Below are 22,120 nucleotides of genomic sequence, written 5' to 3' on the forward strand. Positions count from 1 at the left end.
TATTCCTGCTCACCGGGCACGTTCATTTCGCGCCAGCGTGCGCCGGTCGCCAGGATCAGCGTTTTGGCTTTCAGCGAGCCACCGTTCTCCAGCTTAATCTCGTGCAGGCCGCCTTCGCTCGAGGCCGGGATCAACTGAGCCGCGCGCTGCAGGTTCATGATGTCGACGTCGTATTCGCGCACATGGTTTTCCAGCGCACGGGCTAGTTTTGGGCCTTCGGTCTCGTTGACCGAGATGAAGTTCTCGATGGCCATGGTGTCGAGCACCTGACCACCGAAACGCTCGGCTGCGACACCAGTACGGATGCCCTTGCGCGCCGCATAGATGGCCGCTGCAGCGCCGGCTGGTCCACCACCGACAACGAGCACGTCGTAAGCATCCCTGGCGCTGAGCTTCTCGGCATCGCGCGCTGACGCGCCGGTGTCGAGCTTGGCCAGAATCTCCTCTTCACCCATGCGGCCCTGACCGAACAGCTCGCCGTTGAGGTAGATGCTCGGAACGGACATGACCTGGCGAATGGTGACTTCTTCCTGAAACAGCGCACCGTCGATGGCGACGTGGCGGATGTTCGGGTTGAGCACAGCCATCAGGTTAAGCGCCTGGACCACGTCCGGGCAGTTCTGGCAGGACAGCGAAAAATAGGTTTCGAAGTTGTATTCGCCGTCGAGATTCTTGATCTGCTCGATGATGTCCGGTGCGGTCTTGGACGGATGACCACCGACCTGCAGCAGGGCCAGCACCAGCGAGGTGAACTCGTGGCCCATCGGAATGCCGGCGAAACGCAGACTGATGTTGCCACCGATACGGTTGAGCGCAAACGAAGGTTTGCGGACGTCATTGCCGTCGGTGCGCAGGGTGATCTTGTCGCTCAGGCTGGTAATGTCTTCCAGCATGGCGAGCATTTCCTGGGATTTGGCGCCGTCATCGAGGGATGCAACGATCTCGAACGGCTGGGTGACCTTTTCCAGATAGGTTTTCAGTTGCGCTTTGAGATTGGAGTCCAACATGAGCAGCGTTCCCCTTGTTGCGGAATTCGGGTAATAAAACGCCCGGGCGGTTCACGCCCAGGCGTTGGAACTCGGACCTATGAATCGTCCGAAAAACAGCGAGTTGGACGCTGCGGTGGGCGCAGCGCCTCTCGGCTGTTTAGATCTTGCCGACCAGATCCAGCGACGGGGCCAGAGTGGCTTCGCCTTCTTTCCACTTGGCTGGGCAAACTTCGCCTGGATGCGCAGCGGTGTACTGAGCAGCTTTCAGCTTGCGCAGGGTCTCGGAGACGTCGCGAGCGATCTCGTTGGAGTGGATCTCAACGGTCTTGATCACGCCTTCCGGGTTGATCAGGAAGGTGCCGCGCAGGGCCAGACCTTCTTCTTCGATGTGCACGCCGAAAGCGCGAGTCAGCTGGTGGGTCGGGTCGCCGATCAGCGGGAACTGAGCTTTACCGACAGCTGGGGAAGTCTCGTGCCAGACCTTGTGAGAGAAGTGGGTATCGGTGGTAACGATGTACACCTCGGTACCGGCCTTCTGGAACTCGGCGTAGCTGTTGGCAGCGTCTTCGATCTCGGTCGGGCAGTTGAAGGTAAAGGCTGCCGGCATGAAGATCAGCACCGACCATTTGCCCTTGAGGGACTCTTCGGTGACTTCGATGAACTTGCCATTGTGGAAAGCGTTAACTTTGAACGGCTGGACTTGGGTATTGATCAGAGACATCTACTAACTCCTTTTGGGATTCAGAACTTAACGCCGCCTAAGATAGCGCAGGCAGCGAGATATGGTTAATTGATTGAGAAAATAGGCTCGATAGAGTCTTTCTATCTAACCGCTATCAATCTACGACGGCCCGTAAGACACCATCATTGCCCGACAATTCAGGCGAGGGTCGTACGCGAGCCGCTACGGCTCATGGCCAGAATGCCCGAATTCCTGCGACGCCCTGCGCACCAACCTGAGCAGCCCTCGCCACATCACTCGGACCAAGGCCGCCCAGTAGATATGCAGGCTGAGCGAAGCCTAGCAGCAGTTGGGCAGCGCATTGCCACCCCAAAGGTCTCGCTTCGGGGTGCGAGGCGGTAGCAAGTATCGGCGACAGCACAATGAAATCAACCCCCATCTGCTTCGCCAGATCTAACTCGGCCAAATCGTGGCATGACGCGGCGAGCCATCGCTCCGGTTCTATAGGCCTGCCCGCGTCGGCGTACCTACGCAGCTGCGAGGCCGTTAGATGCCAACCGGCGTCCGGAAAATCATGGGCCCACTCCAATGGCCCTTTTAGCATTACCTGCGCACGCCCCGCACACATCTCCAGCACTTGAGCTGCCAGCGCCCGGTACCGAGCGTCCGGCAGCGAGGGGCAGCGTAGCTGCAGCAGCCGAACCCCTGCATCCAGTGCGCAAGCCACACCGCAAAGCAGTTCCTGTGGTGCCAGGTTATCCGGTGTGATCAGGTACGACTTCGGTAGGCGAGCCGCAGCGATTATCGGCCGGTTTGCCGCCGGAAAGTCATAACGCGCCAGATCCTCCGCAGACACCCAAGCCAACGGCTGCCCCTCGGCCCCGTGCGGCTCGCCGTCAAACTCAAGCACTTCCCAGACATCGAGGAGCACTTGCTTGTCCGGATAGTCATGGCGCACTTGGATCAGGGGCCTCGCAGCAATTACCGCAATGTCCAATTCTTCTGCCAGTTCCCGCGCAAGCGCAGCCTCTGCAGTCTCGCCTTCCTCGACCTTGCCGCCGGGGAACTCCCATAACCCACCTTGGTGCTTGTCTAGGGGGCGCTTGGCAATCAGCACATGACCGTTGGCGCCACGGATCACGCCAGCGGCGACGTGGAGCCTTTTCATGTTCCGACACCAAACGGAGGTCCGCCCGTCGCAGGGAGCTGCCGCAGCAGCTCATTCAGCATGCCGACTGCCAAGGGATCAGGTGCGGTATTCGGCATTGATCCGCACGTATCCGTGAGAGAGGTCCGTGGTCCAGATCGTCTCGCTGCAATCACCGCGACCGAGTTCGATACGAATCTCGATTTCTTCCTCAGCCATGACCGCGGCGCCCTGCTCTTCCGTATAGCTCGGCGAACGTCCACCCTGGCTGGCGATACATATGGCTCCCAGATAGACATCGATCTTGCTCACATCCAGCTCGGGAACGCCTGCACGACCGACCGCCGCCAGAATGCGTCCCCAGTTCGGGTCGGAGGCGAACAGTGCTGTTTTGATCAGCGGCGAGTGCGCGACGGCATAACCAACGTCGAGGCACTCCTGATGATTGCGGCCACCGTTGACCTGGACGGTGACGAACTTTGTGGCACCTTCGCCGTCACGAACGATGGACTGAGCCACTTCCATGCTGACATCGAAGACCGCCTGCTTGAGCTTGGTGAACAGCTCACCAGAGGCTTCAGTGATTTCAGCGACGTCAGCCTTGCCAGTAGCGATCAGCATGCAGCAGTCGTTGGTCGAGGTGTCGCCGTCGATGGTGATACGGTTGAACGACTTGTTGGCCGCATCCCGCAGTAGATCCTGCAATACGGGTTGAGCGACCTTCGCATCGGTTGCGATATAGCCAAGCATGGTCGCCATATTGGGACGGATCATGCCGGCACCTTTGGAAATACCGGTCACGGTAACCGTCACGCCAGCGTGCTCGAATTGACGGCTCGCGCCCTTGGGCAGCGTGTCTGTAGTCATGATGCCGGTGGCGGCTTCGGCCCAGTGATTTTCAGCGAGGTCGGCCAGCGCTGCGGGAAGCGCCGCCTCGATCTTCTCAACTGGCAGCAACTCACCGATGACGCCGGTTGAAAACGGCAGGATTGCATCGGCGTTAACGCCAGCCAAGGTGGCCAGGCTGGCACAGCTGCGGATGGCTGCCTGCATTCCAGGCTCACCAGTTCCAGCGTTAGCGTTTCCTGTATTGGTCAGTAGGTAACGTACCGTTCCCTGAGTCCGCTGCTTCGCAAGAATGACGGGCGCTGCGCAAAAGGCGTTGAGGGTGAATACACCCGCAACCGTTGAGCCTTCAGCGCAACGCATCACTACGACGTCCTTGCGGCCAGGTCGCTTGATACCCGCCGAAGCGATGCCGAGCTCGAAACCGGGAACCGGGTGCAGTGTAGGTAGGGGACCAAGACCGACAGCCATTGATGCGCTCCTTCAGAAAGGATGGATGGCCTTCAGCCACCGAAAATCAGGGAGAAAAACGCCGCGAGCGGCTAGAGCCGGTCGCGGCGCGGGTCAACACAGAAGGGTCAGCTTACTGAACCTGTCCGTGGCAATGCTTGTACTTCTTTCCGGACCCGCAAGGGCAAGGTTCGTTGCGCCCGATCTTTTGCTCGGTACGGGTGGGAGCTGCAGCTGCCGCTACATCGCCCTCAGCCTCTGGGTCTTCCTGGTCTGCTTCCAGCGCCGAAACCTCGGCATGCTGAAATTGCATACGCTGCGCCAGCTCTTCAGCGTCGCGGCGCAACCGCTGCTCCTCCTCGGCTGGGTCTTCGCGACGAACCTGCACATGGGACAGAACCCGAATGCTGTCGCGCTTGATGGACTCGAGCAGTTCCTGAAACAGCGTAAAGGACTCGCGCTTGTATTCCTGTTTCGGGTTTTTCTGAGCGTAGCCGCGCAGGTGGATACCATGACGCAGATGATCCATCGTCGACAGGTGATCCTTCCACAGATCGTCGAGTACGCGCAGGACAATCTGCTTCTCGAAAGTGCGCAGCGCCTCGGCGCCAGCCATTTCTTCTTTCTCGTTGTAGGCCGCTATCAGCGCCTCGAGGATGCGCTCGCGCAGCGTCTCCTCGTACAGCTTCTCGTCTTCGTCGAGCCATTGCTGGACCGGTAGCCGCACTCCGAAATCACTGTAGAGCACCGCTTCGAGCCCACTGATATCCCATTGTTCGGGCAGCGACTGCGGCGGAATGTGCTGATTGATAGCGTAATCGAGCGCCTCGCGGCGGAACTCGCTGATGGTCTCTCCGATTTCCTCGGCGGCCAGCAGACTGTTGCGCATGTGATAGATCACCTTGCGCTGCTCGTTGGCGACGTCGTCATATTCGAGCAATTGCTTACGCATGTCGAAGTTGCGGCCTTCGACTTTGCGCTGGGCCTTCTCGATGGCGTTGGTCACCATGCGGTGCTCAATCGCCTCACCGGACTCCATGCCCAGTGCCTTCATGAAATTCTTCACCCGATCCGAGGCGAAGATGCGCATCAAACTGTCTTCCAGCGAGAGGTAGAAGCGACTCGAACCGGCGTCGCCCTGGCGCCCGGCGCGCCCACGCAGCTGGTTGTCGATACGGCGCGACTCGTGACGCTCGGATGCGATCACATGCAGGCCACCCGCCTCGAGTACGGCCTGATGACGCTTCTGCCAGTCGGATTTGATTTGCGCGACCTGATCATCCGTTGGATTCTCGAGCGCCGCCACTTCAACTTCCCAGTTGCCGCCGAGCAGGATGTCGGTGCCTCGGCCTGCCATGTTGGTAGCGATGGTCACCGCACCCGGGCGTCCCGCCTGCGCGATGATTTCCGCTTCTTTGTCGTGGTGCTTGGCGTTTAGCACCTTGTGTTCGATGCCTTCGCTGACCAGCAGACGCGAGACATATTCAGATGTTTCGATGGTTGCAGTGCCCACCAGAACGGGACGACCGTTGTTCTGGCAATCCTTGATGTCCGCGATGATGGCAGCAAACTTCTCTTCCTGGGTCAGATAGACCAGGTCGTTGTAGTCCTTACGTGCCAGCGGCTTGTTGGTCGGAATCACCATTACCGGCAGGTTGTAGATCTGCATGAATTCGAACGCTTCTGTGTCTGCAGTACCGGTCATGCCCGATAGCTTTTTATACAGACGGAAGTAGTTCTGGAAGGTGGTCGACGCAAGCGTCTGGCTTTCCGGCTGGATCGGCAGCCCTTCCTTGGCTTCGATGGCCTGATGCAGGCCCTCGGAAAGGCGACGACCTGGCATGGTCCGACCGGTGTGCTCGTCAATCAACAGCACCTGGTTATTCTGGACGATGTACTCGACGTTGCGATGAAACAGCTTGTGCGCACGCAGGCTGGAATACACGTGGGTCAACAAGCCGAGGTTGTGGGCGGAATACAGACTCTCGCCTTCGGCGAGCAGCTCTGCTTTGGTCAGCATTTCCTCGACGAATTGGTGACCCGACTCGTTCAATTCGACCTGACGTGTCTTCTCGTCGATCGAAAAGTGACCTTCCTGGGTAACGACTCCCTCTTCCTCTTCAATGTGCTGCTTGAGCAGAGGGATCAGCTGGTTGATTTGCTGATAGAGCTTGGAACTGTCTTCGGCCTGGCCGGAGATAATCAGTGGCGTGCGGGCTTCATCGATAAGGATCGAGTCGACTTCGTCGATGACTGCAAAATTGAGTTCGCGCTGGTTCTTTTCTTCGAGGCTGAACGCCATGTTGTCGCGCAGATAGTCGAAGCCGAACTCGTTGTTCGTACCGTAGGTAATATCGGCCGCGTACGCCGCTCGCTTCTCTTGCGGCGGCTGGAAAGGTGTGACGATACCAACCGTCAAGCCCAGGAACTCATACAGCGGACGCATCCAGTTGGCATCGCGACGCGCCAGGTAATCGTTCACCGTAACGACATGTACGCCTTTGCCCGCCAGTGCATTGAGGTATACGGCCAAGGTCGCTACCAGCGTCTTGCCTTCACCGGTACGCATCTCAGCAATTTTGCCTTCATGGAGCGTCATGCCGCCGATCAGCTGTACATCGAAGTGACGCATGCCCATCACACGCTTGCCTGCTTCGCGGCAAACGGCAAACGCTTCGGGAAGAATTTGGTCGAGGGTCTCGCCTTGGCCGAGGCGGGCCTTGAACTCTTCGGTCTTGCTCCGCAACTGCTCGTCGGAGAGAGACAGCATCTGCTCTTCGAGCGCATTGACGGATTGAACCGCCTTGAGCATGCGCTTGACCTCACGCTCATTTTTGCTACCAAAGAGCTTCTTCATTAAAGGCGCAAACATATCGACAAAAACTTCCATGCTGGGGATGGAGGCACGGCCGCAGGGCCACCACGGCTTCGTGCAAAGGGGGCATTCTACTCGGAAACGCCCGAGAGGAAAGGTGCCTGCTGCGCAGCTGCGCCAGCCAATGGCGCCTGGAACCAGGCGATCCGGTGGCAGGTTTGACGGGTGACAGCGTGATAAGAAGGCTATTGCAGGGTTCTGCTAATATGTCGGTTCTTCACTCACGAGCGTCAACCATGTCGTTTCGCCCCTTGCCGGCCCGAGCCTCTGCGTCGCTGCTGCGCGAGGCCAAACCGCTAAAAGCGCTGTTTGGCGAAGCGAGGCGACTGGATCGACTACAGCAACTGGTCGACGGCCAATTGCAACCCGCAGCACGAGAGTTTTGTCGTGTGGCCTCATGGCGCGAGGGAACACTGCTGCTGATCGTTACCGACAGCCACTGGGCAACGCGACTGCGCTACCAACAACGACGCTTACAACGGCAACTGCTGTGTCTGGAAGAATTCAGCGGCCTGAGCCGTATCCAGTTCAAGGTACAGCCCCCCGAAACGCCGCGGCACAAACCCGGGCCGCCGCCAGCACTGTCGGCGCGTGCAGCAGACAATATCCAGGAAACCGCTCGTGGCATTAAGGACCCCAAGCTCAGGGCCGCGCTTGAGCGGCTCGCCAGCCACGCCCGCCCCGACAGAGATGCTTGAACAGCATCCGCAGGCACCACGGCCACATGCCTGGCAATTGAAAGTCGCACCCCGTGCGAGCCAGCGTTAGGATGTCTGCCGGATCACAGTGAAAAGAGGTTTCAATGGTTAACTATTCGCGCGCCCACTCGCCATGCTGATCGGCGCGCTTCTAGTCGCAACCTGGCTGATCCTATTGGTTCGGTACCCCCTTCGAGCGGTACCGATTTCGCTGGGAGCGCTGCTTGGCCTTGGTATCGTTGCGGCCTGGGTGATCTGGCAAGAACAAAGGGAAGAGCAGCTGCTTGCTCAACTCCAGCTGCGGATGTCGTATGCACCGACTAGCTGCCCGGCCGGACAGCCGTTGCTCATCATTCTGGACAACCATAGCCCCAAGCCAATGCGCAAACTGAGCTGGGAGGTAGCCGCCTACTCCCCCGGTTCCAGCCTTAATCTGGTGACCTCCAACTATGACGCGCCGCAATACCGTGGCCCAGGGGACCTGCAACCCGGCCAACGCTGGCAATCCTGCGCCCCGCTACCACCGCTGCGCTCAGGCTACCGGAGCAGCAACCTAGACTTTCGCGCCGAGCGGCTTCGAGGCCACTTCGCCAATTGAGCTGACAGTTTGATACCTCGACGCTTTTCAATCTTCGCCAGGCAGCTTATGCTGTATGGATAAACAGTATCCCATTCACTTGAGCCGAGGTGGCAGATGGCCGTCGAAGTTGTGTACCGCAGCAGCCGGGACCTGGAGCGCTTGTTCATGGATAAAGCCGAAGCCGATCGTCACGACAAAATGCTCGAGCTGGCCGAAGCCCTGGCTGCGGCACTGCAGAAGGCTACGCCTTCACTGAGCGAACAGCAGGCCGACGACATCGGCATCTTTATGGCCAGACACCGTGACCTGTTTGCGAAGGCATTTAAAAACAATCCGGAGGCATTGGAGGAGCTGCCAGCTTCCGCCGCGCCATCCTGAGACATTATGGCCCTGCGGTGATCCGTCGCAAGGAACACGTCCAGCGGGCGAAACTAGTCAATCGGTACTAGGTCCATTGGGTGCAGTCATCCAATTAGGTACCGGCATGAACAGTCCTTTCCAGAAAATCAGCGATGTGTTTCAGCCAGACTACAACGTCAATTTCAGCATCCAGAAACCCGACGGAAGTATTCTGCTAACCCTGACCGACACGGCAGGTGTGGCGGTGAAGCGTTTCATCAGCTCCAGCCAATGGCGGGACCAGCAGCAGCTCGAACGCTTGATCACCAGCCTGCAGTTCAGCCTCGCCATCGAACGAGGCGGACAGACCAGCTCTTATCGCCTGACCAAGCATTCGCACTCAGCCGTTCAGTAACCGTCGACCTGATTGCCAGGAGGCTCTGCAACTCCGACGATCACCCTGACTAAACAAGAACAATAGTTAGCCTCCCTCCGCCGGAGCAGTGCAGCCGGCGCCTGTCATGATTCGCGGCACGCATCTAGCCCTACTTCCCCTGACGAGGGTCACAGCCAGGCCAAAGCCTTGGCTCGTGCCACCGCCTGCGTACGTCTGGCCACCCCGAGTTTGGTATTGATTCGCCGGGCATGAGTCTTGACTGTATGCAGAGAAATAAACAGTTGCTCGGCAATCTCCTGGTTCGAACAACCCTGCGCGATGAGACGCAGAACCGTGAGCTCGCGGTTGCTCAGGATGGCCTCATCACCCGGGGCAGCGCTCTCTTCAGGCTCTCGCTCAAATTGCAGCAACCGATCACGCAGGCTTTCTCCCTTCCCTGCAGGCAACATCTTGGCAAGCCATTGTGGCTGGCGATGCTGCAACTCGTACAACGGCTTGACCAGATGCTGCTTTGCGGCCTCGCCGAGCGCCTTGCGAAGCTCCAGCTCCGCTTCGTCATGCTGGCCTTCCATCTGAAGCGCTTCGGCGAGCGTGAAGCGACACTCACAGGCCAGCCCCAACCGCTGCGAACGGAGGTTTTGCTCGATAAGTTCACGCAGCGTGTCGATGGCCAACGCACCCCGGTCGGACAGTAGATCGATTACCGCAAGGTAACGCTGAACCCGCGGCAGCAACTCGTAGAACCCAGAAGGTGCGATATACGCGTGGCCCTCGTAAAGTTCGAGCACCTGTATAAACACGGCCCTAGCCTTCTTCAATTGCCCCTGATGCAACCACGTCAGTCCAGTTATCAACGGCAGAATGCCGCGGAAACGGGCCTCCGGCACGTGTCGCCACTGTGCCAACCGCTCGGCCTCTCGCAGCCAATGGTAGGCCGTAGGGAATTCCTGATTGCGAGCTGCCAGCTCCGCCAGCCCGGCATAGCCAAAGAAGACATATGAATCACCACAGGTTTCCGTCTCGACTCGACCCTGCTGATACGCCTCGCGGGCCGGCTCGTCGAGCCCCTGATAGGCCAGCAGATGGCCCCGTAGCAGCTTCAGTCGGCCGATGATCGGGCTATGGCCGACACCGTCGCGTAGCACCATCAGCGACTCTTCCAGCACTCCAACGGCTCGCTCGAACTCGCCAGTAATTTCCAGCAGTTGGATTCGATCAATGCTAAGCATCGCTTCATACAGCACGCTGCCCTTAAGCCGCGCAAGCTTCATGCCTTCGCTATTGTAATGCTGGGCCAACTCGAGCTGGCTTTCGGCTATCGCCTGCTGGGACAACGCCTGATAACAAAGCACCCGTTGCGCCCAAGCGTGGTCAGACAGAACCTCCAGAGCCTGAAGGCAATAGTCCCTGGCCTCAGGCTCGCCACGCAAACGCGCTAGAAAGCCGCGCAACGCTTGCCACTGGGCAAGCAGCTGCGCCTGACGTCGAGCATCGGGTTGAGGAAAGAACTTGGCCAGATCGGCGAGGCAGTCATCCACTTCGTCTAACCGAGCAGAAATGATCAAAGCCCAGCCATGCAGCACGATCAGCCGGGTCGTGCTGTTGAACAAATCTTGTGGAAGTTCACTGCGCCACTTCATGAAATGCGAAACGTTGTCGCCGATGAGCAGCTGCTCCTGCCCGTAGCGCTGTAAGAAGTTGGCTGCGACTTCTGGCTGTCCTGCCCACAATGCGTGCTCCACGGCCTCACGCATTTCACCGCGATTGGCAAACCACTGACAGGCACGCAGGTGCGTCTGGGTGGGTGATGCAACACCTGGCATGCGTTGCAACATCAACGCTAGCGGCCGCCACAGGCGATACCATTCACCACAGTTGTCGGTTTGGCGAATGAACAGCTGGGATGTCTTGAGCACATCAAGAAGATCATTTCCTATGCCGTCGAGGACATGCTCACACAGCTGCGATGAAAAGCGCGGCATACGTGCCAACGCGAACAGCGCGCGGCAGATATCCTCACTCTGCCCCTCGAGCACCTCGCGCTGCACATAATCCCGCAACAATGACGTACCAGCGGTCAACCGCTCACGAACCGCCTGCTCATCAGCATTTAATAACAGCAGACTGACACCGGCCAACCACCCTTCGCTGCCCGCCAATAGTTGCTTGAACGTGTCATCGGCGAGCTCCAGACGGTGTGCTTTGAGCAACAACCGCAGCTCGCCAGCCGTCAGCGCCAGCGCCTCGGCTTCCAGCTCGAACAAGTCACCTTGCAGCAATAGCCTGGGTAGCTTCCAAGCGGGTTGCCGACGGCTGCTAACCCACCAGCTGACGGATTCGGGCCCCCTTTCGATAAGCAAGTCGAGGCAGGCGTCAAACGGCGCGGTTACCTCTCTCGGATAATCATCCAACATGATCCAAAGCGGCCGCGGAAAGTCATTCAGCAGGTTGATGAGATCTTGCTGAACGTCCCCGCTCTCTGAAGTTGTACCGCTTAAAGCCCGGCGCAACTGTGAACACAGAGCTTCAGCAGAGAAAGCCCTGCCGCCGAGATCAAGCCATACGAGATGTGTATCGGCAGGCACCATCCGCGCGCACTCATTTATGAGTACGCTCTTGCCAAACCCGGCGGGTGCGCAGATCAAACGCAGTCGACAACGGGCCTCGAGCAGTGCATCGACGAGTCGTGGCCTTGGTATATGCAGCGGTGGAAGACGTGGAATAGTCGCAACTTGAACCTGCGCGGCGGCTTCTGTGCTGAGGGCACCAGGGTTGAAGCGTACGGACATAGCGAGGTTTCTCTTATTCGTATCAGTCCATTGAGAAGCGCATTGAGCGCTGCGTCAGCACCTATTCCAGGGCCAGTCGACATGGTCGTATCGATGCGCTTGCGCGGTAATAACCTGCACGATTGTTGCACCTTTGTCGACTCGCCTTGCAAGCAAAACCGCCCACACTGGCTGGATACCGATCTCTAATGGCTGAAAAATATCACTCCTGCCGTGCCGACAATAAAAAAGGCGGCCAACTGGCCGCCTTATTCACCGTACAGATACTACTTGATCAGCGCACCCCGGCATTACGCAGTGCAGCAGGCGTAAAGTCGCGAGCCGAGGCTTTGTAGCCGAATTCGTGCGCCGGTTCTTCGTTACTCAAGCCGATAGCGATATAGCGCCCCGAGATAATGTCGTAAAGCGCCTCGAAGGCATAGGCGGGCACTTTGTGCTGATAGTACTGCAACATGTGCGCCTCACCGACGCGCCACAATTGGCCGCGGCCGTCGTACAACTCGGATTGCACAATAGTCCAGGTATCTTCATCTACGAAGAAACGACGCTTGGCGTAGATGTTGCGCTCACCCTCCTTGAGGTTGGCTTCGATCTCCCAGACACGATGCAACTCGTAACGCGCGAGATCCTGATTGACGTGACCGGCTTTCAGAATGTCGCTGTACTGCACGTCGCTAGAATTGATCTCGTAGCTGTTGTAAGGGATATACAACTCCTTCTTACCGACCAGCTTCCAATCGTAGCGATCAGGCGCACCGCTAAACATATCGAAGTTGTCAGTGGTCCGCATGCCGTCTGCTGCGGTACCTGGACCGTCATAGGCAACCTGCGGGGCGCGACGCACGCGGCGCTGGCCGGCGTTATAAATCCAGGCCTGCCGCGGCTCTTTCACCTGATCCAGTGAATCGTGTACGAGCAGAACGTTACCAGCGAGACGCGACGGTGCTGTTACCCGCTGCTTAAAGAAAAGCAACGCGTTCTTCGCGCGCTCTGCATCCAGATCCGTCATGTCGCTAGGGAAAGCCACTTCGTCTTCGAAGTGCACCAAGGTGTAACTACCATTGGTTTGCGGGGTTGCTTGGACAATATTACGGCGCACGTTGCCGCCGCGGTACCGCGTGATATGGTTCCAGACGACCTCCAGGCCGTTCTTTGGGATAGGAAACGCGTAGTAGCGGCTGTCGGAAAAATTGGCGATACCGTTACCGCCGTCAACCAACTCGGTATTTAAAGCGCTTTTTTTGGCTGCTTCGTAGATGCGGTCTGGCACTGCCGCAGTGCGGTGAGTTGGAAAGACCCGCATCTTGTACGTTTCTGGATAACGCTTGAACATCGCCTGCTGGCCCGCAGTCAGCTTGTCCTTATAGTGATCAACATTCTGCGCGGTGATAACGAATTCAGGCTGTTCGCTTTTGAAGGGATTGGTCAGATGCCCGTCATCCAGCGGTGCGGCATCGGTGGACAAACCGCCTGTCCAGGCGGGAATCGTTCCTTCTGCGTTACCCGCCTTCTCGGCACCGAGTGGAGTCAAAGTATTGCCGAGCTTTGCGGCTTCCTCTGGAGAGACTGCAGCCATCACACTGCTTGCCAGCAGCGAGAAGGCCAAGACACTGAATAATTTTTTTGTTGTTTTCATACGCTTCCAGTTCCTCTTGATCTTGTTTTGGCCGGAGGCCTTGTATGTAGACTGGCGCGTAGCGGAGCTCTCAGAAGAGCTCCGTACGGCGATACTGAAATAGCCTCCTTAGAAGTTCACGCCCATGCTCAGGGCAAGAAAGTCGCGGTCAACCAGCGTGTTGTAGTCGCCACCGAAAAAGTCGGTATAGGACAGGCTGGCCGTATAGCGGTTCTGATAGACAGCGTCGACGCCAACGCTCACAGCTTTCGAGCCTTCGTTGAATAGACCGTTCGGTCCGTAACCGTCGACATCGTGAGAGAAGGACACGTTTGGCGTGAGGTTCACCCCAGCGAATACGTTGCTGTAATCCGCAAGTGCGCGCAGGCGGTAGCCCCAGGAATTGGCGGTTACGAAGCCGTCATTGCCGTATTCAGCGGTATCCAGCCCATAAATCGAGTCGCGACCGTAGCGAAGTTCGCTTTTACTTTCGAGACCGCCGACGTGCGCGTAGCCAATCTCTCCGACGACAGTGACACGTCCCGCGCCAAGTACCTGATCAAAAAAGTGCGTAAAAGTTGTTTGGATCTGGGTTACTTCCTTGCGGTTGTAGCCTTTATGCTCCACGCCAGCCTGTCCGAGCGCTCCAGCTACATTACCCACCGCGATGGCACCGCCGATGCCCGTCGCAAGCAGGCCTGTGGTATAGGTCGAGTTGAGTGACACCGGGAGATTGGGGCGATAGCTCATCTCACCCGACCATGCGGTACCAGTAGGCAGAGTAGTTGCGAAGCTCGCCCCGTACAGCCGAATGTCTTCGGGGTACTCTAGAAAATATTCACCGTTGCTCAAAAGAGCGGGAGAAGCCAAGGCGCTAAAGGCCGCGCCTGATGGTAATGGACCGCCGGGAGAAGGAGTTCCTAGCAAACCTAACAGCGCACCAATTTCTGCTGCCGATGCGTTTTTGTATCCCACGGTCGGCGTGCGACTGTGATAGTTCATGAAGTAGACGCCGTATTCGGCTGTATCCGCTAGCCAGCGGAATGCAAGACCGTACTGGCCGGAATCGCGTGCATCCCGGTCACCACCGCGAGGAACAGTTACGCCTTCAGGGCCGACCGTAATGCCCAATTCGTCAAGGCCAGCGTAGTAATCAGCCCCAATAAGCGCATTCAGTTGCTCAATGGTCGCGCCCGCTCCAATAATTCCATCCCGTTGTTCGGCTGAAAGGACTGTGTAGTTGTCATCGCAACCATCCGCGGCTACGTCGTTACTCGCGAAGAACGTCCCACAGTTATCAATAATCGTCTGGTCCCACTCCAGCTGGTAAAACGCCTCCATACTGAGCCGATCACTCAGGCTCTGGGAAACGTAGAGCATATTGACAGGGATCAGGCCTTCCTTTATCTCGGCGCCTGGTCGACGGAACGCCGCAGCATCGAGCGGGTTGATCGAGTTGATCGAGTTACCAATAAAGGTGCTTTCACCCCAGCTGACCACTTGCTTACCAAGGCGAACAGTGCCTGGCAGGTCGCCTAGGTAATAGTTGTGATAGAGAAACGCATCGAGAATTTGAGCGCCTGATGATTGGGCAGCTTCCTTACGATTGTTGTCGCTGATGTCCTTGAACAGCCGGTTTTCATCCTTCAATTCAAAGTCGTACCAATATTTGCCACGAATAAAGGCACCGCTATCGCCATAGCGCAGCTCAAGATCGTGGATGCCCTTAAAGATTTTCGAAAAGGTTTCGCCTTTTTTGAAATTTAAACGGCCGTCGTCACCGGTCTGGGTGTAGCCGGTGCCGCCATTTGCAAGCCCCACCAGATCCATATCCCGGTCCGTCGTTGACCAGCTGGCGCCGATCGACATCGCCGAGTCCAACTGCCCCTCCACTTCCCCAATATTGAACGTGACAGCGTAAGCGGGTGATGCAATGCCCAACGCGACCGCGAGGGCCAGGGTCTTGGGCTGGAAGATTCCTTGCCTTGTTGTTTTTGTCATGAGGCGCTCCTGGTTGGTTCGAAGTACGTTCACCCTAACCACACGAAGGCAGAGGGTTAAGCGCACTAAGGTTTGATTTGCTTTGTCATTCTTAAGTATGAATGGCCTTCCCAGTACTGGCCTGCAACCGGATAGCTGCCAGCGCAGCGGATGACCTTCGACGAAGCTACCCGAGAGCTTAGCCGCCAGTCAAAGAGACGCAACCCTCTAAATAGAGCAGTTGCGATGCTGTTCGCGAGGATTTAGGCGGAGCTGAGCGCAACTGGTCAGCGTTCACTCGAACAGCCGAGCTCCACGCGGGCACAGGAACCATCCGCCGCGACGAACAGACACGCAGCCAGACACGCAGCGATGCGCAAGAGCGTTACCAAAGCGCAACGCGTGGGGCGAAACGAAACAACCGGAAGGGAATGGAACGCCAACGCTCACGGACACCAGAACCGCTGCCGAGGCGCAAAGACAGAGCGAGACAGCCTGTCGGCAGGAAGCCTTTAGGCCGATGCGAGAAAGACCACCGCGCGTTTTTTATCGCTTAGGTCCGAAGCCGCGATCCGAACGTCTACAGAAACGCGACTTTTAGTGCCAGCGGGTAACTCGTCACATGCCTTTAACAGCAAAAATGCCAGGCGCGTTCCGCCAGTATCCCTTGTAGTCCATGCCATAGCCGAACACGTAGCGATCGACGCAGCTGAGCCCAACATAATCAGCCTTAAGATCTGGGCGCGCCTTGCGCTGATGATCCTTATCGACCAGCACCGCAGTGTGCACAGCGGCAGCGCCGGCATGCCGGCAGAAATCAATGATCGCGCCGAGCGTGTGCCCTTCGTCGAGGATGTCGTCGATAATCAGCACATCACGATCCATGAACGAGATTTCTGGCTTGGCTTTCCAGAACAGCTCGCCTCCGCTGGTTTCGTTGCGATAACGCGTCGCATGCAGGTAGGAGAGTTCCAGCGGGAAATTCAGCTTGGTAACCAGCTTGCCAGAGAAAATCAGCCCACCGTTCATCACGCAGAACACCACAGGGTTTCGGTCGGCCAGTTCAGCGTTGATTTTCGCGGCCACCGCGTCGATTGCCGCTTCGACCTCCGCGTCGGAATAAAGGCAGTCGGCTTCAGCCATGATCTGGCGGACGTGTGCAAGATCGACGGACATGGCGATGCTCCAAGACAGTTGAAAGTTGAAGCAGCTCGATCAGCCACCCTCAAATTAAGGGGCGCGACGATACCGATGCATCCATGCGCAGGGCAAGCCCTCTCGGATACATGAATAGCCGCTAACACCCTGATGCATTAATCTACGCCGGTTTATTCGACCGCCGGAGCCAACCATGACCACTCGAGAGATCCGCCACCCGCTTATTCGCCACAAACTTGGGTTGATGCGCCGTGCCGATATCAGTACCAAGAATTTCCGCGAACTGGCGCAGGAGGTTGGCTCGATCCTGACGTACGAAGCGACTCGCGACTTGCCGTTGGAAAACTACAGCATCGACGGCTGGTGTGGCCCGGTCCAGGTTGAAAAGATTTCTGGCAAGAAGATTACCGTTGTGCCGATTCTCCGTGCGGGAATCGGCATGCTCGACGGCGTACTCAGCCTGATACCAGGCGCCAAGGTCAGCGCGGTCGGCATTGCACGTAATGAGGAAACTCTGCAGGCGCACACTTACCTAGAGCGCCTCGTCGATGATCTCGATCAACGCCTGGCGATGATCATCGATCCGATGCTGGCAACCGGCGGATCGATGGTTGCAGCAATCGACATGCTGAAAAAGGCCGGGTGCAAGGAAATCCGCGCCCTGGTTCTGGTGGCTGCACCGGAAGGCATTGAGGCCGTGGAAAAGGCACACCCGGACGTCACCATCTATACCGCCTCCATTGATGACCGCCTGGACGAGAACGGCTACATCATGCCCGGCCTGGGCGATGCCGGAGACAAGATCTTCGGCACCAAGCAGAAGGACATCTGAGATGCCGCAACCCATGGAAGAACCGCTCGGGCGCCAAGTGCTGGCCGGTGCGCAGATGCTGTTCGTGGCGTTCGGCGCGCTGGTGCTGATGCCACTGATTACCGGGATGGACCCCAACGTCGCGCTGTTCACCGCCGGTATTGGTACCCTGTTGTTTCAACTGGTCACCAAACGCCAGGTACCCGTATTCCTGGCGTCGAGTTTCGCTTTCATCGCGCCGATCATCGCCGCCAAGGGTGACTTTGGCCTGCCAGCGGTGCTTGGTGGCGTGGTCGCGGCCGGCATCGTTTACATGTTTCTCGGCTTTGCGGTGCGCATTAAAGGCCCTGGGTTCATAGACCGGCTACTACCTCCCGTAGTGATCGCACCGGTAATCATCTCCATCGGTCTCGCCCTATCGCCCGTCGCAGTCAATATGGCCATGGGCAAAGCCGGTGACGGCAGCGCTCAGCTGGTGCCCTACACCACGGCCATGATGATCTCAATGCCCGCCCTGCTGACCACCCTGCTAGTGGCTGTACTTGGCAAAGGTCTATTCCGGTTGGTACCGATCCTGGCTGGCGTCGCTGTGGGCTATGGTCTGTCGTTCGCGTTTGGTGTCGTGGATACGACCGGGATCGCGGCAGCACCATGGCTGGCAGTGCCGAACTTCGTCACACCGGAATTCCACTGGGGGGCAATTCTGTTCATGGTCCCGGTCGCGCTAGCACCCGCTATCGAGCACATCGGTGGCGTGGTGGCGATTGGTGGCGTGACGGGCAACAACTTCATCAAGAAACCGGGTCTGCACCGCACGCTCCTGGGTGACGGCCTGGCGACTTCAGCAGCGGGACTGTTCGGCGGCCCGCCTAACACTACGTATGCGGAAGTGACCGGCGCGGTGATGCTCACCAAGAACTACAACCCGAAAATCATGACCTGGGCGGCGGCCTTCGCCATAGTCCTGGCTTTCATCGGGAAGTTTGGAGCTGGGCTGCTGAGCATTCCAGTGCCAGTCATGGGCGGCATCCTCTGCCTGCTGTTCGGCTCGATCGCGGTGGTTGGCCTGAGCACTCTGATTCGCCATCAGGTGGACCTGGCCGAAGCGCGCAACCTCATCATCGTGTCCGTGACGCTGGTGTTCGGCATCGGCGGGATGACGTTCGGCTACGGGGAATTCAGCCTGTCCGGTATCTCGTTATGCGCCATCATCGCGCTGTTACTCAACTTGGTGCTGCCCGGCGGTGAAGGCTGGAAAAACAAGCAAATCGAAGAAAACAGCTAGCCTATTGCGCCAGCACGAACGTGCTGGTTTACCTTCTCAGCGGCATTAGCGGCATGCAGCTATCCCGATGCAAGACGCGTAAACTGCCGCGATGACTCAATCTGCCATTCCCCACCGCCAGCTGCCCGACGAAACAGTCAGCTGCAGCAGCTGCGCCGCGTGCTGTTGTCGCCTCGAAGTACTGCTGCTGACCGACACTGGCGTCCCGGAGCGCTTCATCGATGAAGACGACTGGGGCGGCCAAGTGATGCGCCGCCTCGACGATGGGTGGTGCGTAGCACTCGACCGGGACAGCATGCGCTGCACCATCTACGCTCAGCGGCCGCTTATCTGCCGGGAGTTCGAGCTGGGCTCGGATAACTGCCTGGACGAGCGCAAGGGCTCAGCAAACGCTTATCTGGAAGGCTGACGACAGCGCCATCAGCCTCCACAGCCTCCACGTTTAGCTATCAGAACGAGGCTCGATAATGCACTGCGTAGCTTTCGATACCGTCGTTGGGATTCTTGATGCCTGCGTTGGAATAATGGATGGCTCGCACGCCAACCTCATGTCCGCCTGCGAAGCGCAGGCCAGCACCAAAGCGGTCCTCGAACTGAAAAGACGAGCCCAGGTCGTTGTTTTCCACTTCGGTATTCTCGAACGCTGCGATGCCGATGCCCGCTTCGAGATAAGGCGTCACTGACCCGCCGTTGAATTCATAGACGAAGACCGGTGCGAGCGAAATGCTGTGGTTGCTTGAGGTCTCGTCGCCTTCCCAGTAGGTATAGCCTGCATCCCAGTACCCAGTTAGCCGACCTATGCTGGTCTGGAACCAACTACGGTTGAAGTCGAATTGCGCGCCCAGCCGATAGGTCGTCGTCGACTCGCCTGTGCGGCCAACGGCAGCAGTCAGGTCGAGTGCATGTACGGCAGCCACCTGCCCCATCGAGATAGCCGCAACTGCAGCGAGGGAAATCAGTTTTTTCATACGGAATGTCCTTATTGGAACGTTGGCATCGCTTGTCTTTTGCTAAGTATCACCCCAATACAGAGGCCTGCCTGCGTGGGGAGTTCCTAAACAGAACAGTATGAAACTGTACCGTTTTCGCCCCAAAGTACCGGTAGAACGCAGGCCAATCGGCGGGGATCGCCACTGCTCCAGAAGCGCACCGTGACTTTACCGTCGCTTAGCTGGCCGCTGGCTGCTAGCAAGGTCTCGACATGCCGCGCGACCGCAGCACCGGTATCGACCAAAGCCACCTCCGGCGGAAGCATCTCGCGCAGCAGCGGCTTTACGAAAGGATAATGGGTACAGCCGAGAATCAGCGTATCGCAGCCCTGCGCGATCAATGGCTGAACCAGGCTCTCAAGCAGCGCGCGGGTACCTGCCGTAGCGAGCTCGCCCGCTTCGATACGCTCGACGAGGCCCGGGCATGGCTGCGTGATGACACGCACGTCGCTGGCGAAACGGTCCAGCAGCGCCGCAAATTTAGCGCTCTTCAAGGTGCCCGTCGTGGCCAGCACGCCCACCACCCCGCTGCGGGTTGCCCGGGCGGCTGGTTTAACCGCAGGCTCCATCCCAATCAACGGCAGCTGTGGATACTGCTCTCGCAAGTCCGCCACCCCTGCGGCCGTTGCGGTATTGCAGGCCAGCACGAGCGCTTTGGCGCCTTGCTCAAGCAAAAACCCAGCGATAGCCCGGCAGCGCTCGCGGATGAACTCCGGGCTTTTTTCGCCGTAGGGGACGTGACCGCTGTCCGCTACATACAGCAACGACTCATGAGGCAGGCGGGCACGAATCTCCCGGAGCACCGACAGCCCGCCCACACCAGAATCAAAAACCCCAATCGGGCCATTGTCAGACACGGCCGCTTCCGCAGACTGCGCAGGCCGGATCGCGCTTGACCTTCAGCTCGCGGAAACGACTGGACAGCGCATCCACCAACAACAGGCGGCCAATCAAAGGCTCACCGAAACCGACAAGCAGCTTGATTGCCTCAAGCGCCTGCAGGCTACCCACCAAGCCGACGACAGGCCCGAGCACGCCTGCTTCACTGCAAGTCAGCTCAGCCTCAGTGCCATGGCCGTAGAGGCAGTGATAGCAGGGGCTGGACTCGACCCGAGGGTCAAACACCGATAGCTGCCCCTCGAGCCGTATGGCCGCGCCGCTCACCAGCGGTTTCACGGCCGCTACACACGCTGCGTTAACAGCCTCACGAACCGCAAAGTTGTCCGTGCAATCCAGCACCAGGTCGACTCCTGCCACAGCGGCACCAAGCGTATCGGCATCCATCGCGGCGCGGTGCGGCACCAGCTTGACCAAAGGGTTGAGCGCAAATAGCCGAGCCATTGCCGAGTCCACCTTGTGCAACCCCACCGATGGCGTGTCGTGAGCAATCTGCCGTTGCAGATTGGTCAAATCGAGCTGATCGAAATCCGCTAGATGAAGTTCACCGACACCGGCGGCGGCAAGATACAAGGCGACGGGCGAACCCAGCCCGCCAAGCCCGACGATCAGCACACGGCTCTGCTTAAGCTTGAGCTGGCCTTCGATATCAACCTGCCTCAGCAAGATCTGGCGGCTGTAACGCAGCAGCTCGTCATCGCTCAGCATGCACTACTCCTCATTGGGTTCATCGCAACCGCCCGAAGCTGACACGCTCGTGGCCACCGAAATCCTTGCGACTAGCGACATCGACGAAGCCGCCATCGAACAACAGGGTCCGCACCGCCATAGCCTGATCGTAACCGTGCTCCAGTATCAACCAGCCGGACGAAAGCAGATGAGTAGGCGCCTGCTCGATGATCAGCCGGATGTCATCCAGTCCATCTTCTCCCGCCACTAGCGCACTGCTCGGCTCGAAGCGCACGTCACCCTGCAACAGATGCGGGTCACTGGCGCGAATGTAGGGCGGATTGGAGACGATCAATCCATAACGCTGGCCCGCGAGCGAAGAGAACCACAGGCTCTCGATAAACCGCACATTGCCGAGCCCAAGTCGCTGAGCATTACGGTTGGCCAGCGAAACGGCTTCGCTGATGCGGTCGACGCCGGTAAGCCGCCAGGCCGAGCGCTCAGTTGCAAGCGCCAGGGCAATCGCACCGGTCCCCGTACCCAGATCGAGCACATCCGCCGGACCAGCTGGAAGCATATCCAACGCCGTTTCAACCAACAGTTCGGTGTCCGGTCGCGGAATCAAGGTATGTGGCGCCACTTCGAGATCGAGACTCCAGAATCCCTGGCGGCCCAGAATGTAAGCCACTGGCTCGCCAAGCCGACGACGCTCAAGGTAAGCCGCAAAGCGAGCCTCGACCTCGGGTAGCACCTCGCAATCAGGCCAGGTGCGCAGGTAGCTTGTCCCCTTGCCCAGCGCGGCCGCAAGCAGCCACTCGGCATCGAGCTTGGCGCTCGGCGAGTCGGGCAGCTGGGCGGCACGCAGCAGGTAATCGATTGTCGCCATGTTCGGGGTTCCAGGACTCAGTGGTACGCCGCCATCGA

At 58.4% G+C, this 22,120-nt stretch carries 20 protein-coding genes; 7 read left to right on the top strand and 13 right to left on the bottom strand.

Annotated elements, in window-relative coordinates; all coding sequences use genetic code 11:
• The 5 genes from ACIGHL_RS20430 to secA form a co-directional block, all read right to left on the bottom strand.
• Positions 1 to 1,007 (bottom strand): FAD-dependent oxidoreductase (locus ACIGHL_RS20430; protein ID WP_499176720.1); only part of this gene is annotated, 1,007 nt, incomplete at its 3' end.
• Between the two features lie 139 nt (positions 1,008 to 1,146).
• Complete coding sequence (gene ahpC, locus ACIGHL_RS20435; RefSeq protein WP_046162591.1) at positions 1,147 to 1,710, bottom strand: alkyl hydroperoxide reductase subunit C; 564 nt, start codon at positions 1,708 to 1,710, stop codon at positions 1,147 to 1,149.
• A gap of 190 nt (positions 1,711 to 1,900) precedes the next feature.
• Positions 1,901 to 2,839 (bottom strand): Nudix family hydrolase, encoded by a 939-nt coding sequence (locus ACIGHL_RS20440; RefSeq protein ID WP_128121791.1) that lies wholly within the window; start codon positions 2,837 to 2,839, stop codon positions 1,901 to 1,903.
• Positions 2,840 to 2,917: 78 nt separating this feature from the next.
• Positions 2,918 to 4,135 (bottom strand): bifunctional glutamate N-acetyltransferase/amino-acid acetyltransferase ArgJ, encoded by a 1,218-nt coding sequence (gene argJ / locus ACIGHL_RS20445; protein ID WP_128121790.1) that lies wholly within the window; start codon positions 4,133 to 4,135, stop codon positions 2,918 to 2,920.
• A 112-nt stretch (positions 4,136 to 4,247) separates the two neighbouring features.
• A complete protein-coding gene (gene secA, locus ACIGHL_RS20450; RefSeq protein ID WP_128121789.1) occupies positions 4,248 to 6,986 on the bottom strand; it encodes a preprotein translocase subunit SecA in 2,739 nt (912 codons plus the stop codon).
• A 239-nt stretch (positions 6,987 to 7,225) separates the two neighbouring features.
• Here secA and ACIGHL_RS20455 point away from each other — a divergent pair, with 239 nt between their 5' ends.
• The 4 genes from ACIGHL_RS20455 to ACIGHL_RS20470 all read left to right on the top strand — a co-directional run bounded on the left by ACIGHL_RS20455 (position 7,226) and on the right by ACIGHL_RS20470 (position 9,021).
• On the top strand, positions 7,226 to 7,687 hold the full coding sequence (locus ACIGHL_RS20455) for a DUF721 domain-containing protein (RefSeq protein WP_128121788.1): 462 nt from the start codon (positions 7,226 to 7,228) through the stop codon (positions 7,685 to 7,687).
• A gap of 133 nt (positions 7,688 to 7,820) precedes the next feature.
• On the top strand, positions 7,821 to 8,285 hold the full coding sequence (locus ACIGHL_RS20460; RefSeq protein ID WP_128121787.1) for a multidrug transporter: 465 nt from the start codon (positions 7,821 to 7,823) through the stop codon (positions 8,283 to 8,285).
• 96 nt (positions 8,286 to 8,381) lie between these two features.
• A complete protein-coding gene (locus tag ACIGHL_RS20465) occupies positions 8,382 to 8,645 on the top strand; it encodes a YebG family protein (protein ID WP_128121786.1) in 264 nt (87 codons plus the stop codon).
• 106 nt (positions 8,646 to 8,751) lie between these two features.
• Entirely contained in the window at positions 8,752 to 9,021 is a 270-nt protein-coding gene (locus tag ACIGHL_RS20470) for a DUF3509 domain-containing protein (RefSeq protein ID WP_128121785.1), read from the top strand.
• Positions 9,022 to 9,170: 149 nt separating this feature from the next.
• On the opposite strand, the gene ACIGHL_RS20475 is transcribed toward ACIGHL_RS20470, so the two are convergent.
• The 4 genes from ACIGHL_RS20475 to ACIGHL_RS20490 all read right to left on the bottom strand — a co-directional run bounded on the left by ACIGHL_RS20475 (position 9,171) and on the right by ACIGHL_RS20490 (position 16,563).
• On the bottom strand, positions 9,171 to 11,792 hold the full coding sequence (locus ACIGHL_RS20475) for a LuxR C-terminal-related transcriptional regulator (protein WP_128121784.1): 2,622 nt from the start codon (positions 11,790 to 11,792) through the stop codon (positions 9,171 to 9,173).
• A gap of 274 nt (positions 11,793 to 12,066) precedes the next feature.
• The gene (locus ACIGHL_RS20480) at positions 12,067 to 13,428 is read right to left on the bottom strand and encodes a DUF1329 domain-containing protein (RefSeq protein ID WP_216707198.1); all 1,362 of its coding nucleotides are present in this window, start codon (positions 13,426 to 13,428) and stop codon (positions 12,067 to 12,069) included.
• Between the two features lie 108 nt (positions 13,429 to 13,536).
• Positions 13,537 to 15,408, bottom strand: a complete 1,872-nt coding sequence (locus tag ACIGHL_RS20485) for a DUF1302 domain-containing protein (protein ID WP_128121783.1) — start codon at positions 15,406 to 15,408, stop codon at positions 13,537 to 13,539.
• Between the two features lie 597 nt (positions 15,409 to 16,005).
• The gene (locus ACIGHL_RS20490; RefSeq protein WP_101153319.1) at positions 16,006 to 16,563 is read right to left on the bottom strand and encodes a hypoxanthine-guanine phosphoribosyltransferase; all 558 of its coding nucleotides are present in this window, start codon (positions 16,561 to 16,563) and stop codon (positions 16,006 to 16,008) included.
• Positions 16,564 to 16,738: 175 nt separating this feature from the next.
• Here ACIGHL_RS20490 and upp point away from each other — a divergent pair, with 175 nt between their 5' ends.
• The 3 genes from upp to ACIGHL_RS20505 all read left to right on the top strand — a co-directional run bounded on the left by upp (position 16,739) and on the right by ACIGHL_RS20505 (position 19,050).
• The gene (upp, locus tag ACIGHL_RS20495) at positions 16,739 to 17,377 is read left to right on the top strand and encodes a uracil phosphoribosyltransferase (protein WP_045424968.1); all 639 of its coding nucleotides are present in this window, start codon (positions 16,739 to 16,741) and stop codon (positions 17,375 to 17,377) included.
• A gap of 1 nt (position 17,378) precedes the next feature.
• Entirely contained in the window at positions 17,379 to 18,641 is a 1,263-nt protein-coding gene (locus ACIGHL_RS20500; protein ID WP_128121782.1) for a uracil-xanthine permease family protein, read from the top strand.
• 91 nt (positions 18,642 to 18,732) lie between these two features.
• Complete coding sequence (locus ACIGHL_RS20505; RefSeq protein ID WP_446697698.1) at positions 18,733 to 19,050, top strand: YkgJ family cysteine cluster protein; 318 nt, start codon at positions 18,733 to 18,735, stop codon at positions 19,048 to 19,050.
• A 40-nt stretch (positions 19,051 to 19,090) separates the two neighbouring features.
• Here ACIGHL_RS20505 and ACIGHL_RS20510 read toward each other — a convergent pair whose 3' ends face one another.
• The 4 genes from ACIGHL_RS20510 to prmC all read right to left on the bottom strand — a co-directional run bounded on the left by ACIGHL_RS20510 (position 19,091) and on the right by prmC (position 22,082).
• Positions 19,091 to 19,609 (bottom strand): acyloxyacyl hydrolase, encoded by a 519-nt coding sequence (locus ACIGHL_RS20510; protein WP_446697697.1) that lies wholly within the window; start codon positions 19,607 to 19,609, stop codon positions 19,091 to 19,093.
• An 86-nt stretch (positions 19,610 to 19,695) separates the two neighbouring features.
• Positions 19,696 to 20,487, bottom strand: coding sequence for a glutamate racemase (gene murI / locus ACIGHL_RS20515; RefSeq protein WP_446697696.1), 792 nt, complete (start codon positions 20,485 to 20,487; stop codon positions 19,696 to 19,698).
• Entirely contained in the window at positions 20,480 to 21,235 is a 756-nt protein-coding gene (locus ACIGHL_RS20520; RefSeq protein ID WP_446697695.1) for a molybdopterin-synthase adenylyltransferase MoeB, read from the bottom strand. The genes murI and ACIGHL_RS20520 overlap by 8 nt, the downstream gene beginning before the upstream one ends.
• A gap of 19 nt (positions 21,236 to 21,254) precedes the next feature.
• The gene (gene prmC / locus ACIGHL_RS20525; protein WP_446697694.1) at positions 21,255 to 22,082 is read right to left on the bottom strand and encodes a peptide chain release factor N(5)-glutamine methyltransferase; all 828 of its coding nucleotides are present in this window, start codon (positions 22,080 to 22,082) and stop codon (positions 21,255 to 21,257) included.
• Positions 22,083 to 22,120 lie beyond the last annotated feature (38 nt).

The sequence above is a fragment of the Pseudomonas sp. NPDC077451 genome, assembly GCF_044543345.1.
Taxonomy (GTDB): Bacteria; Pseudomonadota; Gammaproteobacteria; order Pseudomonadales; family Pseudomonadaceae; genus Stutzerimonas.